We start from the raw sequence: 19295 nt of genomic DNA, 5'->3' as shown, positions 1-19295 counted from the left end.
CAGGCAGACTGACCGGATGCGCGCACTTCACGTTCTGCTGGCCGGCTTCGGCTTCCTGCTGGGGTTCCTGATTATTGTTGTCTCCGGCCTGATCGAGTGGGCGTCCTTCGCCTCCCGAACCGATTTCGCCTTCGTCGGTGACTCCGCCGTGTCGGTTGGTGTTTCCAACGAGGCGATCTACACCGCCGTCGCTGCTCCACTGGTGGGTGCGCTGATGGGCTGGCTGTCAGCTGTCATCGCGACGAGGTTCGGGTGGAGCCTCACTCGTGGGAGCGTCACTCTGGCAAGCGAGTGACCAGGCAGCGGACCCGCTTGCTGGTCCGTGGGTTATGAGGAAAGGCCCCGACCTCCATCGAGGTCAGGGCCTTCCTTTGCGCCGAGCTACTTCTGTGTCGAGCTACTTCTGTGTCGAACTACTTCTTCGAGACGCGGAGCAGCTTCTTGTTGACGAACTCGTCCATTCCCCACGGACCCAGCTCGCGGCCGACTCCGGAGCGCTTGACTCCGCCGAAGGGCAGACCGGGCAACGTCGTTCCGTGCTCGTTGACGAACGCCATTCCCACGTCGAGATCTGCAGCGACCGACCGGGCGGAATCGAGATCGCTGCTCCAGACGGATCCGCTCAGGCCGTAGACCGACGAATTGGCAAGTTCCACAGCCTCGCTGGCCGACTTGACCTTGTAGACGACTCCGGCAGGTCCGAACAGTTCTTCGCTGTAGGCCCGCATGTCCGGTGTCACGTCTGCGAGCAATGTCGGTTGAACGTAGGCGCCCGGGCCGTCGATCTTCTTTCCACCGGTCAGCAGCGTGGCACCCTTGGACACAGCGTCGTCGATCTGCTCGATCAGAGTATCTGCCGCGCTCTGCGAAGAGAGCGGACCCAAGACTGTGGATTCGTCCAACGGGTCACCGGCAGTGACGGATTCGAAGGACGTCGCCAACTTGTTGGTGAAGTCGTCGTAGAAATCTTCGGTGACGATGAAACGCTTGGCCGCGTTGCAGGCCTGGCCGGCATTGGACAGACGTGCCTTGGTTGCGGACTTGACGGTGGCATCCATGTCGTCGGAATCGAGGACGATGAACACGTCTGATCCGCCGAGTTCGAGGACGACCTTCTTGAGATTGCGTCCGGCAGTTTCGGCGACGCTGGTTCCGGCGCGTTCGCTGCCGGTCAGTGACACACCTTGAACTCGGGGATCGGCGATCATGTCCGCGATCTGCTCGTTGGTCGCGAAGACGTTGACGTAGGCGTCGTCCGGCAATCCGGCTTGTCGCAGAATCTCTTCCATCAGCAGCGCCGACTGCGGACAGTTCGATGCGTGCTTGAGAATGATCGTGTTACCGAGCATCAGATTCGGTGCCGCGAAGCGGGCGACTTGGTAGTACGGGAAGTTCCACGGCATGACGCCGATGAGAGCGCCGATCGGTCGCCGGTACACAACCGACTCCTCGGCCCCGGGAACGTCGAGTCGTTCTTCCTCGAGCAGTGCCGGACCGTGGTCTGCATACCACTGATAGATCGCGGCCGAGAGTTGTACTTCGCCCTTGGCCTCGCGGACCGGCTTACCCATCTCCAAGGAGATCGTTCGGGCCAGTTCGTCTGCGCGCTCTGTGTACAGTTCGGCGGTCTTGCTCAGGACTGCCGCACGCTGCTGTGGCGCACTGTTGCGCCAGGTCAAGTAGCCGCGATGCGTGTTCGCAAGTGCGGCTTCAACTCCGGCGTCATCCAAAGTATCGAATTCCCTGACGGTTTCACCTGTCGCGGGATTGACTGTTTTGTAATTAGCCATAGTTGTACAACGTGCGGAAGGGGCTCGAAGATTCCCGAAACGCGCAATCACATTGAATCGGCTCAACAGGTTTCGATCAAATCCCGGCTGGGTACCATGTCACGCCACCTTGGGACGATGGGTGCGCCCGTAGCCCTTGCGGTCATAGAAACGGGTGGTCACGATGCCGAGTACGACGCCGATCAGTAGACCCACCAACGTCATCCAGACGGCATGCAGCAGGCCTGCCTCACCGCGTGCGCCGAAGAACAGGATCGATCGCGTGCCCATGTAGATCTGGTGCATCGGCTCGAATTGCGCCAGCCAGGCATACAACCTGGGGCTGGCTTCGAGGGGGATGGTGCCACCGGACGAGGGCAGCGCGAGAATGACGAACACGAACAGGTTGATCAACATGCCCAACGAGCCGAACGCGGCCATCACCGACATCGCCGTGATGCCCACCGCTGTGATGACCAGCGCGCCGTACTCCCACAATGCAAGCCCGTGAGTGACCGGCATTCCGAGGGCGCGACTGATCCACTGGAACAACGCGGAGACTATGCCGGACAACACGATCATGAATGCCCATTTGACGAGCAGCGTTCGAAACCTGTTGATACCCACAACGTCGTTCTGAACGAAGAGTGGACCGAATTCGGTAGGCGCGTATCCGAGCATGCCGTCCACCAAGGAATTGACCACGGTTGCTCCGGTGAATCCCGCAAGGACCAACAGCAGCGCGAAATAGAATGCCACCAAACCGAATCCGGTTCCGTCGGGAAGCGGATCGTGGGCAACCGTGAGTACGTTCACCGGGTTTTCGAGCAGCAGGCGGCTCGCTCCGGAGATCTGGGTTCCGGTGCCTCCCGCTTCCAACTGCGCGGTGACAAGGGCGGTGAGTTGCTCGCCCATGTTCTTGTTGACCGAGGCGAGGGCTGTGGTTCCGATCGACTGGACCAGCGATGCCGAGACGGAACCGGCGCGAGGATTGGTGTAGATCGTGATGATCGGTTGCTCTACCTCACCGGCGACGACGCTGGCCTCCGCCAGGATGATCGTCCTCTTCGTGAAATCACTGGGAATCACGATCGCGCCGTACAGCGTGCCGGAGTTCAACCGCGATTGGGCTTCGGCGATACCGATCTGCTGCAGGTCGATCTTCTGGTGGTCGATTCCGCTTTCGAGGCCGGCGACGATGTCGTTTCCGAAGTTCTTGCGGTCGGCGGGGTCGCCACCGGGGAGGGTGTCGCCCTCGTCCTGGTTGACCAGGGCGATCGGGAACTGGTCCAGGTGTTTCTTGGGGTCGAGTATTCCGCCCATGTACAACGCTGCCAGCGCAGACATCAAGAGGGTGACCACTATCAATGGTGTCAACCAGAATCGTGGTGTGTGCATGACGGTGCGGGCAGACGGCTCCGTGTTCTTGCTCATCGTCAGTCGACCGGCTTTCGTTCGCGCGGAGTTCCTCGGGCTGAGCGTAAACGCAAAGGTGCGCCGGGGCAGTCTTTCGATCTGCCCGCGGCGCTGGAGACCTGTCCGGTCGGCGACAGGCCGGATTGCCGGCAGTCTCATCCGAAAAGGCTGAGAACGGATCGGTAGGGTATGGCCCGCGGCAACCCTGCCGAGACGATTTCGGAGAAACCGTTGACCAACGTGCTGATAGTTGTCCTGATACTCGTAGTGATCGCTGCCGTCGTGTTTGTGGTCCTGCGTGGACGCCAGGGCAAGCCGAATGCTCGCGTCGACCCGCTCGCCGACTATCCCGAGGTGTACGACCCCCACAAGATCGGGGTCGGCGACATCATCACGTACGCGGGTATCGACCATGTTGTTCGAGGGACCATCACGCTCGACGAAGAGGGGTACATCTGGCGTGAGCACCTTCTCGACGGTTCGACCGGTCGTCGTTGGTTGACGGTCGAGGACGACGAGGGCGAATTGGAGATGACTCTCTGGATGCGTCGAGAAGGAACCAACCTGGTCCCGAACGGCGACGTCATTCTCGACGACAAGGTTCACCGCAAGATCGAAAGTGGAACGGCGAAGTTCACGGCCGAGGGTACGACGGGTACGGCCCCTTCCGGCTCGATGGAATACGCGGACTATGCGACCGCAGACAAGACCGGCCTGATTGCATTCGAGAAGTGGGCGCGCGGACAGTCGTGGGAGGTTTCCACGGGACGGGCGGTCACTCGCAGCGAACTCACTGTCATCCACTCGGGCCCCCCGGAATGAGCCTGTATCTACTCGACGTGGAGCCGACCGACGTGGATGCCTCGGCACTGGGGTTGGTACTGGGAGTTCCTGCGCCACCGACCCTCGCCGAGTTGGTGATCGGAACTTCCGACGCGACGCTGACACTCGGAGTGCTCGGGGCTTCGCACGTGGTGACGGCCTGGGCGTCGGGAAAGGAACTGACCGAGCAGGTTTCGTGCGATGCTCTTGCCGCCGGCGGTGAACCCTTGCCGGCAGTGGAGTCCACGGAAAACTACCGGTTCGAGTCTTCCTCGCTGATCCTGGACCGAGTCGAATTCGATTCGGAAGCTGCATCGTTGAGAGAGTCCGCCGGCCAGGACGGTTGGATCTGCGGATCCTTTCCCGGCGACGACACAGCGTTGACCGCGTTGCGTGGCGTGCGAGACCGCCAGGGGTGGAGTTGGCAGAGTTGGCATTTGTACCCGGGGGAGGGGACAGGAGTGATCGTGAAGACGCGCAGTAGGTGGCGCCCGTGAGGGGGCGGACGTGGTTTGCTCCGGTGATGGTGGCGGCCGCAATTATGTTGTCGGCGTGCGGTGGTGGAGCCAAAGACTTCATCGCGGACAACTATTCCAAGACGTCCCAGGATGGCGACGTCGTGTTGTACTCGTCGAAAGATCCAGTGGGCACGACCGTCTCACGGATTGTCGACGCGGACGAACCAGCGGCGCGAAGTGCTGACGGCGGCAACGAACACCTGCGCTACGACGACGACATCGTCACTGTCAGTTCGGCTTCGGGCGGTGGCAGCACCATCAAGGTAGAGGACATCGACGGCACGTATCGCAGCGGCGGATACGCGTACCTGGGACCGGGCTTCAACCCGGGATCCCCGGCGGGTGGAAGCAGTGGCAGCGGCGGCTCGGGTAGTGCCAAATGACGGTAATGCTCAATGAGAAGGAGAACGGCGTGACGAACATCTTTGCATCCACTTCCGTCGAGATCGGAACGGTGGATCCGGCATTGCTCGTCGGGGGCGTTCTCGGCACCCTCGCCTACTTCGTCGTCGGTGCAGCGGTTCTGGCGACGGGATTCCTGGTCCTCGACCTCATGACACCCGGAAATCTCCGCCACCAGGTTTACGTCGACAAGAACCCGAACGCTGCGATTCTGTTGGCCTCCAATCATCTTGCGCTGGCGATCATCGTGGTGACGGCAATCCTGACCAGTTCGGACGGCTTTGCTCAGGGACTCGCCGACTCCGCGGTCTACGGACTGTTCGCGATCGTGTTGCAAGCGATCGCGCTGCGATTGATGAACGCATTCCTTCCCGGCAAGTTGGTTGCGCTGGTGCAGGATCCGAAGATGTGTGGCGCCGCGTGGGCTGTGGGTGTGAGCTTGCTGTCCATCGGTTTGGTGAACGCCGCAGCGCTCACCTGATGGTTGCCGCTGATCCCGATGTGACAGTTGACGAGCGTTCGACGATGCTCGGCCCGCGCGCACGCGTCCTTCTCCTTGCGGCTGTTGCGGCGTGCGCTGCGTGTGGCCTGATCTACGAGCTGGCCCTGTTGACACTCAGCGTGAGTCTGACCGGCGGCGGCATCACCCAGACGTCGTTGATCGTCGCGGGATTTGTTGCGGCTCTGGGTATCGGAGCGCTGGCCGCCAAACCTCTGCTGGGACACGCTGCCGTTTCGTTCGTGACGGTCGAGATACTGCTCGGGCTGATCGGCGGATTCAGTGCCGTCACGCTGTACGTGACCTTCACGTTCTTCGGTTCCAGCGCAGCAGTTCTGGTGGCGGCGACCGCGCTGATCGGCATCCTCGTCGGTGCCGAAGTGCCTCTGCTGATGACGCTCCTGCAGTCCGGTCGCAGCGACAACGACGCACAGAGCACCGGAAAGGTACTGGCCAACCTCAATGCCGCCGACTACCTCGGCGCATTGATCGGTGGTCTGCTGTGGCCGTTCGTACTGTTGCCGTGGGCGGGAATGATTCGCGGTGCCGCACTCACCGGCATGATCAATCTCGTGGCTGCGGCAGTGGTCGCGCTGATACTCCTTCGGTGGCAGCTCAGCCTGCGCGCACGATCGATCGCCGTCGTCGCAATGCTGTTGGCAGCAAGTTTGATCGGATGGTTGCTGATCGCAGCGTCGGACATCGAGACCACGTCGAGGCAGCGGCTCTACACCGATCCCGTGGTGGCCGCCGAGCGATCGGTGTACCAGGAAATCGTCGTCACCGAGCGGGGGAACGACGTGCGCCTGTTCCTCGACGGAGACCTGCAGTTCTCCAGTGTCGACGAGCATCGGTACACGGAGTCGCTGGTGTATCCGGCCCTGGTGAACGACCCCCGGCGCGTGCTGATTCTGGGCGGCGGTGACGGCCTCGCTGCACGGGAAGTGCTGCGAATGAACAGCGTCGAGCAGATCGTTCAAGTGGAACTCGATCCGGCAGTCATCGAGTTGGCCAACACGCGTCTTCGTGATCTGAACGAGGGAGCGCTCGAGGATCCACGGGTGGACGTCGTACTCGACGACGCGTTTCGGTGGCTGCGAGAGCGTCCGGAACCGGGTTTCGATGCGGTGATCGTCGACCTCCCAGATCCCGACACCCCCGCACTCGGCCGCTTGTATTCGATGGAGTTCTACGGACTTGCCGCTGCCGCGATGAATCCGGGCGGGCTGATGGTCGTCCAATCCGGCAGCCCGTACTCGACACCGGATGCGTACTGGAGAACGGTGTCGACGGTATCGGCTGTCGGACTGAGCGTCTCGCCCTATCACGTTTTCGTGCCGAGCTTCGGTGACTGGGGATATGTGCTCGCGCAAAGAGGTTCCACGCCGCCCGAGCTTCGTCTGCCCGCTGATGTGCCGGAACTACGGTTCCTCGACGAGCCGACGCTGGCGTCGGCCTCGGTGTTTCCTCGCGATCGCCCGAGGCGGGAGTTGGAACCCTCGACGCTCGACCGGCCACGCATCGTCGACGATATGCGCAAGGGCTATGAACGCTGAACTCCCGACCGAGTAGCTTGAATCGAGACTCTCGGCCACGACGGAGGTACGGATGACTGTTCGGATCGAGGAGCACGCACCGGGAGTTCGGTTGCTCACGATGAAGCGCAGGAAGCATTCGCAGCTTTTCATGAAGAAGAGGTGATCGAAATGAACGGTGCACAGTCGCTCATCCAAAGCCTGGTCGACTCGGGCGTCGAGGTGTGCTTCGGCAATCCAGGAACGTCCGAGATGCATTTTGTCGCCGCACTCGATTCCGTTCCGCAGATGCGTGCGGTACTCGGCTTGTTCGAGGGCGCCGTGACCGGTGCCGCGGACGGCTACGCACGGATCGCCGGAAAGCCTGCCGCGACGCTGCTCCATCTGGGCCCCGGTATGGCGAACGGACTGGCGAACCTTCACAACGCGCGCCGCGCCCACACACCGATCGTGAACATCGTCGGGGACCACGCGACCTACCACCACGGTTTCGACGCTCCTCTCGAATCGAACATCGATGCGCTGACCGAATGGTTGGAGGGGTGGAGTCGACGTTCCGAATCCACCGCGACCGTCGGTAGCGACGCGGCCGACGCCGTTGCCGCCTCGATGAATCCGCCCGGGCACATTGCCACACTTGTCCTCCCCGCCGACGTCTCGTGGGGCGAAGGTGGAGTTCTTGCGGGTCCTCGGGACATACCGCCGCGGGCGGAAGTTTCTGCAACACAGATCGACTCGGTGGTGGGCGCGCTCAATGCCGAGGGTCGCGCCACGCTACTGCTGGGCGGCGCAGCCTGTTCCGAAGCTGGGCTGCGCGCCGCTTCCCGAATTGCGGTCGCGACCGGTGCCCAGATTCTGATCGAGACTTTTCCAGCCAGGCTTCAACGAGGTGCGGGGCTACCGTCATTCGAGCGCTTGGGATACTTCGCCGAGCACGCCACCGAACAACTTCGCGGAACAACTCAGCTGGTTCTGGCCGGAGCGGTTTCGCCGGTCTCGTTCTTTGCGTATCCCGGAAAACCGAGCGATCTGGCACCGGAGGGTGCTGCGGTGACAACGCTGGCAAGCGTCGGCGACGATGTTGCCGGTGCACTGGAGGCAGTGGCCGAACTCGTGGCACCGGGAGTCGAACCTGTTTTGCAGGAAGCGAATCGGCCGGCGCTGCCGAGCGGGCCTCTGGACGTTCGAAATTGGGCCGACGTGATCGGCGCCCTGCTGCCAGACGACGCCATCATCTCCGACGAGGCGGCGACTTCCGGTTGGGCGATCCCGATTGCCCTTGCCGGAGCGCCGCGCCACGACGTGCTCACGCTCACCGGAGGTGCCATCGGCCAGGGCATCCCGGTGGCGACGGGCGCCGCTGTGGCAGCGCCGGAGCGACCGGTGATCAATCTCGAAGCCGACGGAAGCGCGATGTACACCATCACGGCGTTGTGGACGCAGGCGCGAGAGCAGTTGAACGTCACGACGATTCTGCTCAACAATCGCGCATACGCCATCCTGCGTGGCGAACTGCAACGAGTCGGCGCAGAAGGTGGCGGCGTCGTCGCACAGTCGATGTTGGATCTGTCATCTCCGAACATGGACTACGTCAAGATCTCCGAGGGGTTGGGAGTGCCCGCGTCGCGGGCGAACACAGCGGAGGAGTTGGCCGAACAGTTTGCCGCAGCGCTGGCGGAACCCGGCCCGCATCTCATCGAGGTCATGCTGCCTCCGACGTCGTGATTTCGACCTCGAATCGATCGTCGATCGTGCATTCAACTGGAGGTTTTCGGTGCTAGCTGCGATCGGTTTGTCTCTTCCGATTGCCCTCGGCCTGCTTTTCGTCTCGATGCCCATGGCGGTGATCGTGCTCGTCATGATCACCGCTGGAGCACATCGAGGGGCGGCATCTTTTCTACTCGGGTGGGTCCTCGGAATCTCGGCAGTCGTCGCGGTGACCATCGTGATCGCGGACTATTCGTTTGCGGAGTCGGAGTCGTCGCAGACTTCGGTGTGGTCGAGCATCGTACGAATCGTGTTGGGTCTTATCCTGTTCGGCTTGGCATACAAGCAGTGGCGCGCGCGTCCGCGAAACGGGAGTGAGCCGACAGTTCCGAAGTGGATGAAGAGCGTCGACGGGTTGACTCCGCGGAAGGCGTTCGGGTTGGCGTTCTTGTCCGCGGCGGTCAATCCCAAGAATGCAGCGCTGGCGGTATCCGGTGCGGCCACTATCGCGGTCGCCACGAATGTCGTTGTCCAACAGATTGTTGCCGCGGTGATCTTCACGGTCATCGCGAGCGTCGGCATCGCGTCGCCGATCCTGGTGAAGGTGTTCTCCGGCAAGCGTGCCGACGAGATCCTCGCGTCCGCGAAGGCATGGATGACCGCCAACAACGCGGTGATGATGACGGTCATCCTGACGATCCTCGGTGCGACCGTGCTGGGCGAGGGGCTCAGTGGGCTGCAATAGGTCGCCTACCATTGGCGGGTGACTGATTTCGACGACGACGCTGCCGGTTCCATTGCCTCCGCTGCTTTGGCTGTTCTGCGCGAGCAAGGCCCGCTGAGTCTCGAAGAGTGGGCGACCCATCTCGAGGAGTACGGAACTGCGACCGAGTTGGCCGATGTACTCGAGTACCTGTCCGAACCGATGCTCGGGTACCTGCCCAACGGAAAGTACGTCGCTCTCGACACGGTCCTCGAAGGGCTCGTGTTCACTCACCGGCTCAGCGAAGTCGAAATTGCGTCGGACATCCTTGACGCGAGCCCCGACCTGGAACCGATCTTGGCATTCGGCGACGACGACGGGGCGATCCGGGTGGCCCTGGCGGAAGAAGCAGCCTCCGAACGCGGAGCTGCTCCCTTCCGGAGTCGACGAGTTGTGGTACTTCCGGCCGGAACCCTCGGCGAGTGCGCCGACGGTGATCTCGTCGGCTTGGCTGTCGAAGACGGAACACTTGCGTTTCGTCTGGTCGAGATCGAGGACGAACCCGATCTTGCTCCGGCGCTCGGCGAACTCTTCGAGGAGGACGGAGTCGAGGCCCTGGATTCTGTGTGCTGGCAACTCCTGATCGAGGATCCGTCACTCTTCACGGTTCCTGTTGCGCCGCTGGGTGAGATCTTCGAGGTGGCAGGTTACGAGCACGAGCGTGAGCTACTGGCTCGGCGGGGATTCGACTTCGACGCCTACGACCTGCAGATTCGGACAGCCTTGGTGGCCAGTACCTACGACCTGACCCACGACGAGGCAGTCTCTGCCGTTGCGTTTGTCGATCTGGCGGACCGCGGATACACCGACGCGGTCATCGCCGACTTCGATATCGCGGACTGGGCCCACCGTCATGTGAGCGCTGCTCCGGACTCTTTTGTCTCACTGGCAGATCCGGGTGCTGCAGTGGCCGTGTTCGATCTCGGATTTCGGAATCAGGACCCGGTGACCGACGCAATCCTCGAATCGCTTGCCTCCGAACTGGCCGAGCGAGGGCCACGGTCGGTGCGGGCGGCGGCTCATTGGCTCGCCGGTAAGGCCGTCGATCGGCTGGGGCGCGTCCTCGAAGCGGAGGCGCACTACGAGAAAGCGCTCCTTGCCGAATCCGGTTGGGGTCCGGCCTTGTTCGAGCTGGCTCAGTTTGCGTCGGACCGCGGCGATGCGACCCGGGCGCTGTCACTGCTCGGGCGGATCGACGGCGGAACCGAAGAGAATCTCTACGCCGTACTGCAGGACTTCGTCCCAGCCGATCACCCGGAACTCGGGCGAAACGACAAGTGTTGGTGCGGTTCCGGCCGCAAGTACAAGGTCTGCCACCTCGGAAAGGCCGATGAATCCGTCAAGGCGGACGGTCGGTGGCTGTACAAGAAGGCATGCCTGTTTGCGTTTGCCTCCGAATTCGTCGACATCGTGACCGGGCTCGACGATCTCGAAAACGAAAATCTCTCCGAGGACGAACTGATCGCGGCCACGATCTTCGACGGATCGGCACTGGACGTCGCTCTGTTCGAGGGTGGAATCTTTGCCGAATTCTTGGCCAGACGCAGCGAACTACTTCCGGAGGCGGAAGTTGTGACAGCCGCACAGTGGCTCGGAATCCGGAGGTCGGTGTACGAGGTGATCGAAACGTCCGACACCGGCGTCGTGCTGCTCGATCGTGGGTCCAAGGAGACCGTCACGGTTGCTCACTCGGTCGAAGGCAAGCCAGGTGATGTGATCAGTGCTCGGGTCCTGACGGCCCCCACTGGAGCGTTTGCGGTGGGTGTTGTGGTCATGGCAATGGAATCGCAGGCTGCGAGGGTGCTCGAGGTTCTCGCTTCCGAAGATCTCGAGGCCGAAGAACTGGTGCGCGAGTTGCGTGGAGGCGCCGATCACTCGACCGATGACCGGTGACGATGTATCGAGTCGACCCCGTTAAAGTTGGATAGGTGAACGAACCGATGGATGCCAATGACTTGATCGCCGAAGCCGCGATGGAGTTGTTGCGTGAGCACGGCCCGCAGACAGCGGCGGACTGGGGCACCCTGTTGGCTGACGCCGGGCACGGTACAGCCGAGGACATGACCGAATTCGTCGAGTACGTCGAGGACCCGTTGCTCGGATACTTGAGTGAGGAGCGGTACGCCGCACTCGACACGTTGTTCGAGCATCGAGTGTTGACCCATCGCCTCACCGAAGCGGAGATCAAGTCCGGCGTTCTCGACGCGAACCCCGATCTGATGATGCTGCGGGTTTTCCTCGATCGTGACGACGACGAAATCCACGGCATCAGCGTCGTGCACCGCGGGACCGACGACGATCTTTTGGCTGATCGTGGGATCGAAGATCCGGAGTTCCCACACGACGAAGGCTTTCTGCTCGACACCGACACCCTTGCCGAGTGCTCGGTAGGTGACTTGATCGGATTGTTCGTCGCTGACCGTGAGCTGACACTCTGCACCATCCCCGAGGTACTGGATCCCGCACCCGGATTCGGCGAGAGTCTGGGGACGGTCCTCGCAGACACCGGTGCTGACACCCTCGATGCCATTGTCTGGCAATTGATGCTCGACGAGCCGTCGCTGTTCCGTCAGCCGACCGCACCGCTGGGCGAAATGCTCGAGGCGGCAGGTTACGTCCGCGACGGTGATTACGTTGCGGTCGACGGATTCGATTTCGAGGCGTACCACCTGGCGAACCGGGCTCGCATGCTCGAGGTCCGCGAGAATCTGCACCCCGAAGAAGCCGCGTCGGTGATCGCCTTCGTCGATGTGGTCATGGCCGCGAAAGCCGAAGGCGTCGACGATGTCTCGGACTGGGCGCGCAAGAAGATCAAGGAGGATCCGCAGGCCTTCGCAGGCCTCGCCGAGCCGCCCGCGGCTGCGGCAGCGTTGGAGCTGTTGTCCGAACTCGACGATCATGATTCCGTATTGCATTCTGTTGCAACTGCTCTCGCCGAAAAAGGGTCGCGTCGTGTCAAGCCGGCAGCGCACTGGCTGGCGGGCAAGGCTTCGGATCGTCTCGGCAAGATCCTGGCCGCTGAGGCGTCGTACGAATCAGCGCACGATCTCGATCCCGACTGGACTCCCGCGATCTTCGATCTGGCGCTACTGGCCGCCGATCGAAGCGATGTGACGCGCGCGCTGGCTTTGCTGGGCCGAATCGAGGGTGGCGAGTCCGAGGTTCTGCACGAGGTTCTTCAGCGCTACGCCCCGGCCGAGCACCCCGAACTCGGACGAAATGACAAGTGCTGGTGCGGTTCCGGTCGAAAGTTCAAGGTTTGCCATCTCGGTAAGTCCGAGGTGACGTTCGACGACCGGGCCAGCTGGCTCTACGTCAAGGCTCAGTTGTTCTCGCGCACGCCGGAGTACTTCGACGCCGTGTTCGATCTTGCGCTCATCCGTGCCGAGCAGTTCAACAGCGAAGAAGCACTGACGCTGGCCGTCGAAGGTGGTTTGGCCGTCGACGCTGCCTTGTTCGATGCGGGTATTTTCGCAGCTTTTGTCGAGCGCCGCGGAGAACTGCTGCCTGCCGACGAACGCGAACTGGCCGATCAGTGGTTGTCGATTCCGCGCTCGGTGTACAAGGTCGCCTCGACGGAGCCGGGACAGTTGGTGACCCTCAGCGACGTCCGCAACGGGCATCTGGTGAAGGTCACGGACGAGTGGGGCTCGCTGAACCTCGAGCCAGGCACACTCGTGTGTGCTCGTGTTCTTCCGGCCGGGTCCACGATGCGCACGTTCGGTGGCATCGAACCGCTTGCGGTAGAAGACAAGAAGGAGTTGATCCAACTGATCGAGTCGGTGGATACCGAACCGGGTCAGCTGGTGGAGTTCCTCAGCCGCGGCCTTGCCGGTGCGCCTTTCCGGTAGCGCGAACTACCAAAAAGGCGCACGGGGCCGGAGGCCCTAGGGCGTTACCTGAGCCAACATCATCTGCTCGAAACCCTCACCGTACGGCGGGAGCATTCCCCATTCACCGCGTGGGTCATGCTGCGCTGCTTCGAATACCGTTCGCGCGTGACTGAACTCGAGGAAACCCTCACGGCCGTGGTAGTGCCCGATGCCCGAAGCCCCGACGCCGCCGAAGGGTGCGTCGCTCAGCCCGGGGTGAGACATCGCGTCGTTGATGGTGACGCCGCCCGAGACGGTGCGTTCGAGTACGGATTCCTTCTCGTCCAGATCGGTTCCGAAGTAGTACAGCGCCAACGGTTTCGGTCGTGAATTGATGTCGGCGACGACGTTGTCGAGTTGGTCGTACGGCAAGACGACGACGGCCGGCCCGAAGATCTCCTCCTTCATGATCTGCGCGTCGGTCGGAGGGTCGACCACGATTCGCAGTGGGCGACGACGAGTGTCTGCGGAGAGTTCTTCGTCGGGAACGGTGATGATCCGTGCCCCACGTTCTTCGGCGTCCGCGATGTACCCCTCGATGCGTGCGAGGTGACGATCGCTGACTATCGAGACCATGTCTTTGTTGTCGGCGATCGTGGGAAACAGTCCCGTGAACTGGTCGGTGAACGCGTCGATGAATGCTTCCGTGTTCTCGCGCGGAACGTAGATCAGATCGGGAGAGACACAGAGTTGACCGGCGTTGGTGGACTTCGCGATAGCCAAACGCGAAGCAGCAGAGCTGATATCGGCACTGCGGCTCAAGACGCTCGGTGACTTGCCGCCGAGTTCGAGGGTGACCGGCACCAGGTTCTTCGCAGCATTGGCCATGACCAGCTTTCCGACGGTCGTGCTGCCGGTGAAGACGAGGTGGTCGAAAGGCAGCGACGTCAGCAGATCAGCGACTTCCGGGCCGCCGGTCACCACCGCGACCTCCACGGGGTCGAGAGTTCGACGAGCCGCCTCGGCCAGGACGGCCGCAGTATTGGGCACGATCTCCGACGGTTTGAGAACGGCGCGATTTCCTGCTCCGAGGGCGCAGGCGAGCGGGCTCAGGAGAGTGAACAGGGGAGCATTCCAGGTTCCGATGATGCCGATCGAACCCTTCGGCTGGTACGACACGTACGCCGTGGCACCCAACTGGTCCTGCATCGCTCCGGTAGCTCTCGGTGAGCGAATCATCCACTCTTCGAGCGAATCACGAACGTGCTTGAGTGAAACCATCGACCCGAGAACGTCATTCATCACCGAGTAGGCCGGGATTCGGCCGCCGAAGTCTTCGTTGATCGCCTCGGTCAGATCCTTGTGGTTTGCCACCAGGAGATCGACGACGCGTTGAATGCGCTCGCGTCGTGTCTGCGCGGACGGAAGACCAGCGGCTCGAGTTGCTTCCTGCTGAGCGCGCAGAATCTCTTCGAGATCAGTGGTGACGGCGGCATCGGTGCTCATGGGCACTCCTCGTAGTGGCGAAGTATTGACCGGACCGTATCGACGCGGTGCGAGTGGATGTCCTTTTCGTCTCGTTGACCGGGATGGATTCGATTGGTAGAGAGAACACATGTCGCAGACACAGGTAGAAGACACTGCAGTGAAGATTTCCGTCGAGGAATCGGTGGGACTCGGTTTCCTGACGCTCGATCGGCCGGCGCGGCGCAATCCGCTCTCGGCGGAGACCATGCGTGAGGTGACGGCTGCCCTTGTCGAATTGTCTGTAGACGAGCGCGTGCGGGTCGTGATCGTGCGCGCCGAAGGCCCGGTGTTCTCCGCCGGACACGATCTGACGGAGATGATCGGGAGAACCCTCGAGGACGAGCGGGCGATCTTCGACGGCTGTACCGAGATGATGGAGACCGTACAACGGATTCCGCAGCCGGTGATTGCCGCAGTACAGGGCCCGGCTATCGCGGCGGGCTGCCAACTGGCCGCGTCGTGTGATCTGGTTGTTGCTGCGTCGAATGCTGTCTTCGGCACGCCGGGCGTCAAGATCGGACTGTTCTGCTCGACGCCCATGGTGGCGCTGAGCAGGGCAGTAGGGCGCAAGCGCTCGATGCAGATGTTGCTCACCGGGCAGACGATCGACGCCGACACCGCTGCGGACTGGGGTCTGGTGAACTTCGTCGTCGCGCCCGAAGACCTGGACCGAGAGGTGCGCGAACTGGCCGCCAAGATCACGACGGCCAGCCCCTTGACGGTGAAGATCGGTAAGCAGGCGTTCTATCGCCAGATCGATCTGCCGCAAGCGCAGGCGTACGAGGCGATGGCGGAAACTATGGCAACCAACGCCGTGACCTGCGACGCTCAGGAAGGTATGCAGGCCTTTGTGGACAAGCGAAAGCCCGAATGGCGCAATAAGTAACGATCGCTCTTCCGGTTTAGTTGGACGTCCTATAACCTGAGGCGCATGAGCCTGGATCCACGCACCAACACTGTCGACGGAGTGCTTCGGCGCTCGGCAGCCAAGTACCCCGACCGTGTAGCCGTCGTATTCGAAGATCGCACTCGCACCTACCGCGAACTCGACGACGCGGTGACGCGGGTCGCCGCCTACTTGCTCGGTCTGGGGCTCGAACACGGCGACCGCGTCGCGGCATACGGAACCAACTCCGACGCCTATGCAATCGGATTTCTTGCCTGTGCACGAGCAGGTTTGGTGCATGTTCCCGTCAATTACGCACTGAAGGGGGAGGAACTCCGGTACCTCGTGGCGCAGTCAGGCGCCCGCGCGGTGTTGGTGGATCCGGCATTGGCGCCGACACTCGACTCGGTACGCTCCGACCTCGATCTCGATCACGTGATCGCACTGCGGGACGCGGAACTGTCCGTCGTCACGATCGGTGAGGCAGGCGAGGTGCCGGTCTTCGAACCGCGTGCGACGTCGACCGATCTGGCGCAACTCCTGTACACCTCGGGCACCACCTCGAAGCCCAAGGGCGCCATGATGTCTCACGGTGCACTGGTTCACGAGTACGTGTCCTCGGTGATCGCGCTCGGCCTCGACAAGAACGACAACCCGCTGATCTGCATGCCGATGTACCACTCCGCGGGCATGCACGTCTTCATGCTGCCGTACCTGTCCGTCGGCGCGACGGTCAGTCTGATGCAGGCGCCGGACATCCCGGAAATCCTGCGCCGTGTCGAAGCCGAAAAGATCGGATCGCTGTTCCTGGCGCCGACCGTGTGGGTACCGCTGGCCAACCATCCGGACCTCGAGACCCGCGATCTGTCGTCGCTGAAGAAGGCGCAGTACGGCGCCTCGATCATGCCGGTCACCGTGCTCAATCGTCTGCGCGAGCGCTACCCGGACATCGGTTTCTACAACTGCTTCGGCCAGTCCGAAATCGGCCCACTGGCAACAGTTCTCCAGCCCAGCGAGCATGCTGATCGCCCGTCTTCCTGTGGTCGCGCGGTGTTCTTCGTCGAAACCCGCGTCGTCGACGCCGACGGAAACGATGTCGCCGACGGTGAGTCCGGCGAGGTTCTCTACCGCTCACCGCAGCTGTGCAACGGCTACTGGGAGAATCCGGAAGCCACCGCCGAGGCCTTCCGTGACGGCTGGTTCCATTCGGGCGATCTGGTCGTGCGGGACGAAGAAGGTTTCATCACGGTCGTCGACCGGATCAAGGACGTCATCAACACCGGCGGCATCCTGGTGGCGTCACGCGAGGTCGAAGATGCGGTCTACACGCACCCCGCCGTGGCAGAAGTTGCCGTGATCGGTACGCCCGACGAGAAGTGGATCGAGGCCGTCACCGCGATCGTCGTGCTAAAGGACGGCAACGACGAGTTGACGCCCGAGGCGTTGATTGCCCACGTCAAGGAGCGAATCGCTCCGTTCAAGGTGCCCAAGCATGTCCGTTTCGTGGCCGAGCTTCCGCGCAACCAGAGCGGCAAGCTACTGAAGCGGGAACTGCGCACCGTCTGAAGCTTGCTATAGGTTCTGCCTTACCTTCGGTTCGTTTTCAGGTCTTTGACTCCGATTGCCTCACGGTATTGACTTCGGGGGACGGCATGGACTTCGGAAACAGCAAGGTGAGTGGTGGGAATGCAGGTCGACGCAGATGACTTCGCAGATATCTTGGCGACTGCGCGGGAGTTCATCCGTAAGGAAGTAGTTCCGCGTGAGCAGGAGATTGCCGACACCGACGCCATTCCTGAGGACATACGCAAGAAGGCCGCAGCTATCGGGCTCTTCGGTTACGCGATCCCTCAGGAATGGGGTGGGCTCGGACTCGACCTCACCCAAGACGTCGAACTGGCAATGGAATTCGGCTACACGTCTCTGGCGCTGCGTTCGATGTTCGGTACCAACAACGGAATTGCCGGGCAGGTGCTGGTCGGCTTCGGTACCGACGAGCAGAAGGCTCAGTGGCTCGAGCGCATCGCCTCCGGTGATGTCGTGGCTTCCTTTGCTCTCACCGAACCGGGCGCGGGCTCCAACCCGGCCGGCCTTCGGACCAAGGCAGTGCTGGACGGATCCGACTGGGTGATCGACGGCAACAAGCGGTTCATCACCAATGCTCCACTGGCGCAGCTGTTCGTGGTGTTCGCGCGCACTCGCCCGGCGGATTCCGATGGTCCGGGAATTGCAGTGTTCCTGGTTCCGGCTGACACGCCAGGTGTCACGGTCGGTCCCAAGGACAAGAAGATGGGTCAGGAAGGTGCTTGGACCTCCGAGGTCACCTTCGACAACGTCCGGGTTCCCGAGTCGGCCCTCGTCGGTGGCGACCAGGACACCGGATACCGCGCAGCGATGACGTCTCTCGCGCGCGGACGAGTCCATATCGCGGCGCTCTCGGTGGGAGCAGCACAGCGAGCGCTCGACGAATCTGTCGCGTTCTCCGTGGTCACGGAACAGGGCGGCACCGCGATCGGCGACTTCCAGCTGGTTCAAGCGATGTTGGCAGACCAGCAAGCCGGTGTGATGGCGGGGCGCGCGATGGTGCGCGAGGTGGCCGCGCGGTACGTCAGCGGTGAGGATCGCCGTCTCGGGCCTTCGGCGGCAAAGCTTTTCTGCACCGAGATGGTGGGCAAGGTCGCAGATCTCGCCGTGCAGATCCACGGGGGCAACGGGTACATGCGCGGTGTTCCGGTCGAACGCATCTACCGTGAAGTTCGCCTGTTGCGCCTGTACGAGGGAACCAGCGAGATCCAGCGTCTGATTCTCGGTGGTGGGCTCGTGGCGCAAGCGAAAAAGCAAAACCAGCGCTGACACATTTTCCAGACGAGCTTTAACCTCACGAACGGAGTGGACATGGGATTGTTGGACGGCAAGGTTGCGGTAGTGACCGGCGGAGCCCAGGGCATCGGGCTCGAAATTGCGCGCACCTTCATCAAGGAAGGCGCGACCGTCGTTCTCGGCGACATCAACGAAACCGTGGGAACGGCTGCGGTCGCCGAACTCGGTGGAGAGTCGGTCGCCCGTTTCGCTTCCTGCGACGTGCGTGACTCCGGACAGGTCGAGGCCATGCTCGATCTGGCCGAAAGCGCTTTCGGTCCAGTCGATGTCATGGTCAACAACGCCGGCATGACGCGCGACGCCACGATGCGGAAGATGACCGAGCAGGACTTCGACGACGTGATCGCCGTTCACCTCAAGGGCGCCTGGAACGGAACACGCGCTGCCGCCGCCCGCATGCGCGAGCGTGAGACGGGCGCGATCGTGAACATCTCGTCGATCTCCGGCAAGGTGGGCATGCTCGGGCAGACCAACTACTCGGCCGCGAAGGCCGGGATCGTCGGTCTGACGAAGGCCGCGGCAAAAGAGTTCGCGTTCAAGAACGTTCGCGTCAACGCCGTTCAGCCCGGACTGGTCCGCACGGCGATGACCGAGGCGATGCCCGAACGGATCTGGAACGAGAAGCTTGCCGAGATTCCGATGGGGCGCGCAGCCGAGCCTTCGGAAGTTGCTTCGGTTGTGCTGTTCCTCGCGAGCGACCTCTCGAGCTACATGACCGGCACGGTTCTCGAGATCACCGGCGGCCGCCACATCTGATCC

The 19295-nt window shown here is 62.3% G+C and carries 17 protein-coding genes; 14 read left to right on the top strand and 3 right to left on the bottom strand.

The features are described 5' to 3' along the window. Positions 1-16: 16 nt before the first annotated feature. Positions 17-295, top strand: a complete 279-nt coding sequence (locus tag M0639_RS25330; RefSeq protein ID WP_054188399.1) for a hypothetical protein — start codon at positions 17-19, stop codon at positions 293-295. A gap of 118 nt (positions 296-413) precedes the next feature. Here M0639_RS25330 and M0639_RS25325 read toward each other — a convergent pair whose 3' ends face one another. Together M0639_RS25325 and M0639_RS25320 are read right to left on the bottom strand one after the other, a co-directional pair. After that, positions 414-1790 carry an NAD-dependent succinate-semialdehyde dehydrogenase gene (locus M0639_RS25325; protein WP_064074242.1) on the bottom strand — a complete coding sequence of 459 codons (1377 nt, stop codon included), beginning with the start codon at positions 1788-1790 and terminating at the stop codon, positions 414-416. Positions 1791-1889: 99 nt separating this feature from the next. Beyond that, positions 1890-3203, bottom strand: a complete 1314-nt coding sequence (locus M0639_RS25320; protein ID WP_064074243.1) for a YhgE/Pip domain-containing protein — start codon at positions 3201-3203, stop codon at positions 1890-1892. A gap of 171 nt (positions 3204-3374) precedes the next feature. On the opposite strand from M0639_RS25320, the gene M0639_RS25315 reads away from it, so the two are divergent. The 9 genes from M0639_RS25315 (at position 3375) to M0639_RS25275 (ending at position 13282) form a co-directional block, all read left to right on the top strand. Then, positions 3375-4007 (top strand): DUF4178 domain-containing protein, encoded by a 633-nt coding sequence (locus M0639_RS25315; RefSeq protein WP_050654601.1) that lies wholly within the window; start codon positions 3375-3377, stop codon positions 4005-4007. Next, positions 4004-4504, top strand: a complete 501-nt coding sequence (locus tag M0639_RS25310) for a DUF2617 family protein (protein WP_064074244.1) — start codon at positions 4004-4006, stop codon at positions 4502-4504. Before M0639_RS25315 ends, M0639_RS25310 begins: the two co-directional genes overlap by 4 nt. Before the next feature lie 26 nt (positions 4505-4530). Continuing rightward, entirely contained in the window at positions 4531-4908 is a 378-nt protein-coding gene (locus M0639_RS25305) for a DUF4247 domain-containing protein (RefSeq protein ID WP_064074245.1), read from the top strand. Continuing rightward, positions 4905-5408 carry a DUF350 domain-containing protein gene (locus M0639_RS25300; protein ID WP_042448576.1) on the top strand — a complete coding sequence of 168 codons (504 nt, stop codon included), beginning with the start codon at positions 4905-4907 and terminating at the stop codon, positions 5406-5408. Before M0639_RS25305 ends, M0639_RS25300 begins: the two co-directional genes overlap by 4 nt. Next, positions 5408-6982, top strand: coding sequence for a polyamine aminopropyltransferase (locus M0639_RS25295; RefSeq protein ID WP_064074246.1), 1575 nt, complete (start codon positions 5408-5410; stop codon positions 6980-6982). Before M0639_RS25300 ends, M0639_RS25295 begins: the two co-directional genes overlap by 1 nt. A 150-nt stretch (positions 6983-7132) precedes the next feature. Continuing rightward, entirely contained in the window at positions 7133-8686 is a 1554-nt protein-coding gene (locus M0639_RS25290) for an acetolactate synthase large subunit (protein WP_064074318.1), read from the top strand. Positions 8687-8735: 49 nt separating this feature from the next. After that, entirely contained in the window at positions 8736-9413 is a 678-nt protein-coding gene (locus tag M0639_RS25285; protein WP_064074247.1) for a GAP family protein, read from the top strand. An 18-nt stretch (positions 9414-9431) separates the two neighbouring features. Continuing rightward, the gene (locus M0639_RS25280; RefSeq protein ID WP_064074248.1) at positions 9432-11324 is read left to right on the top strand and encodes an SEC-C domain-containing protein; all 1893 of its coding nucleotides are present in this window, start codon (positions 9432-9434) and stop codon (positions 11322-11324) included. Between the two features lie 35 nt (positions 11325-11359). Beyond that, complete coding sequence (locus M0639_RS25275; protein ID WP_231915034.1) at positions 11360-13282, top strand: SEC-C domain-containing protein; 1923 nt, start codon at positions 11360-11362, stop codon at positions 13280-13282. 36 nt (positions 13283-13318) lie between these two features. Here the strand turns inward: M0639_RS25275 and M0639_RS25270 are convergent, their stop codons facing one another. Then, the gene (locus M0639_RS25270; protein WP_007729546.1) at positions 13319-14749 is read right to left on the bottom strand and encodes a coniferyl aldehyde dehydrogenase; all 1431 of its coding nucleotides are present in this window, start codon (positions 14747-14749) and stop codon (positions 13319-13321) included. 109 nt (positions 14750-14858) lie between these two features. On the opposite strand from M0639_RS25270, the gene M0639_RS25265 reads away from it, so the two are divergent. The 4 genes from M0639_RS25265 (at position 14859) to fabG (ending at position 19292) form a co-directional block, all read left to right on the top strand. After that, positions 14859-15656 (top strand): enoyl-CoA hydratase, encoded by a 798-nt coding sequence (locus tag M0639_RS25265; protein ID WP_003939812.1) that lies wholly within the window; start codon positions 14859-14861, stop codon positions 15654-15656. 45 nt (positions 15657-15701) lie between these two features. Further along, positions 15702-17222 carry an acyl-CoA synthetase gene (locus M0639_RS25260; RefSeq protein WP_003940405.1) on the top strand — a complete coding sequence of 507 codons (1521 nt, stop codon included), beginning with the start codon at positions 15702-15704 and terminating at the stop codon, positions 17220-17222. Positions 17223-17342: 120 nt separating this feature from the next. Next, positions 17343-18509 (top strand): acyl-CoA dehydrogenase family protein, encoded by a 1167-nt coding sequence (locus M0639_RS25255; protein ID WP_007729538.1) that lies wholly within the window; start codon positions 17343-17345, stop codon positions 18507-18509. Between the two features lie 42 nt (positions 18510-18551). Continuing rightward, positions 18552-19292 (top strand): 3-oxoacyl-ACP reductase FabG, encoded by a 741-nt coding sequence (fabG, locus tag M0639_RS25250; protein ID WP_064074249.1) that lies wholly within the window; start codon positions 18552-18554, stop codon positions 19290-19292. Positions 19293-19295 lie beyond the last annotated feature (3 nt).

Source organism: Rhodococcus qingshengii JCM 15477 (assembly GCF_023221595.1).
Taxonomy (GTDB): Bacteria; Actinomycetota; Actinomycetes; order Mycobacteriales; family Mycobacteriaceae; genus Rhodococcus_F; species Rhodococcus_F qingshengii.
The sequence above is the reverse complement of the archived record's forward strand: the minus strand, read 5'-3'. Positions and strand labels throughout refer to the sequence as shown.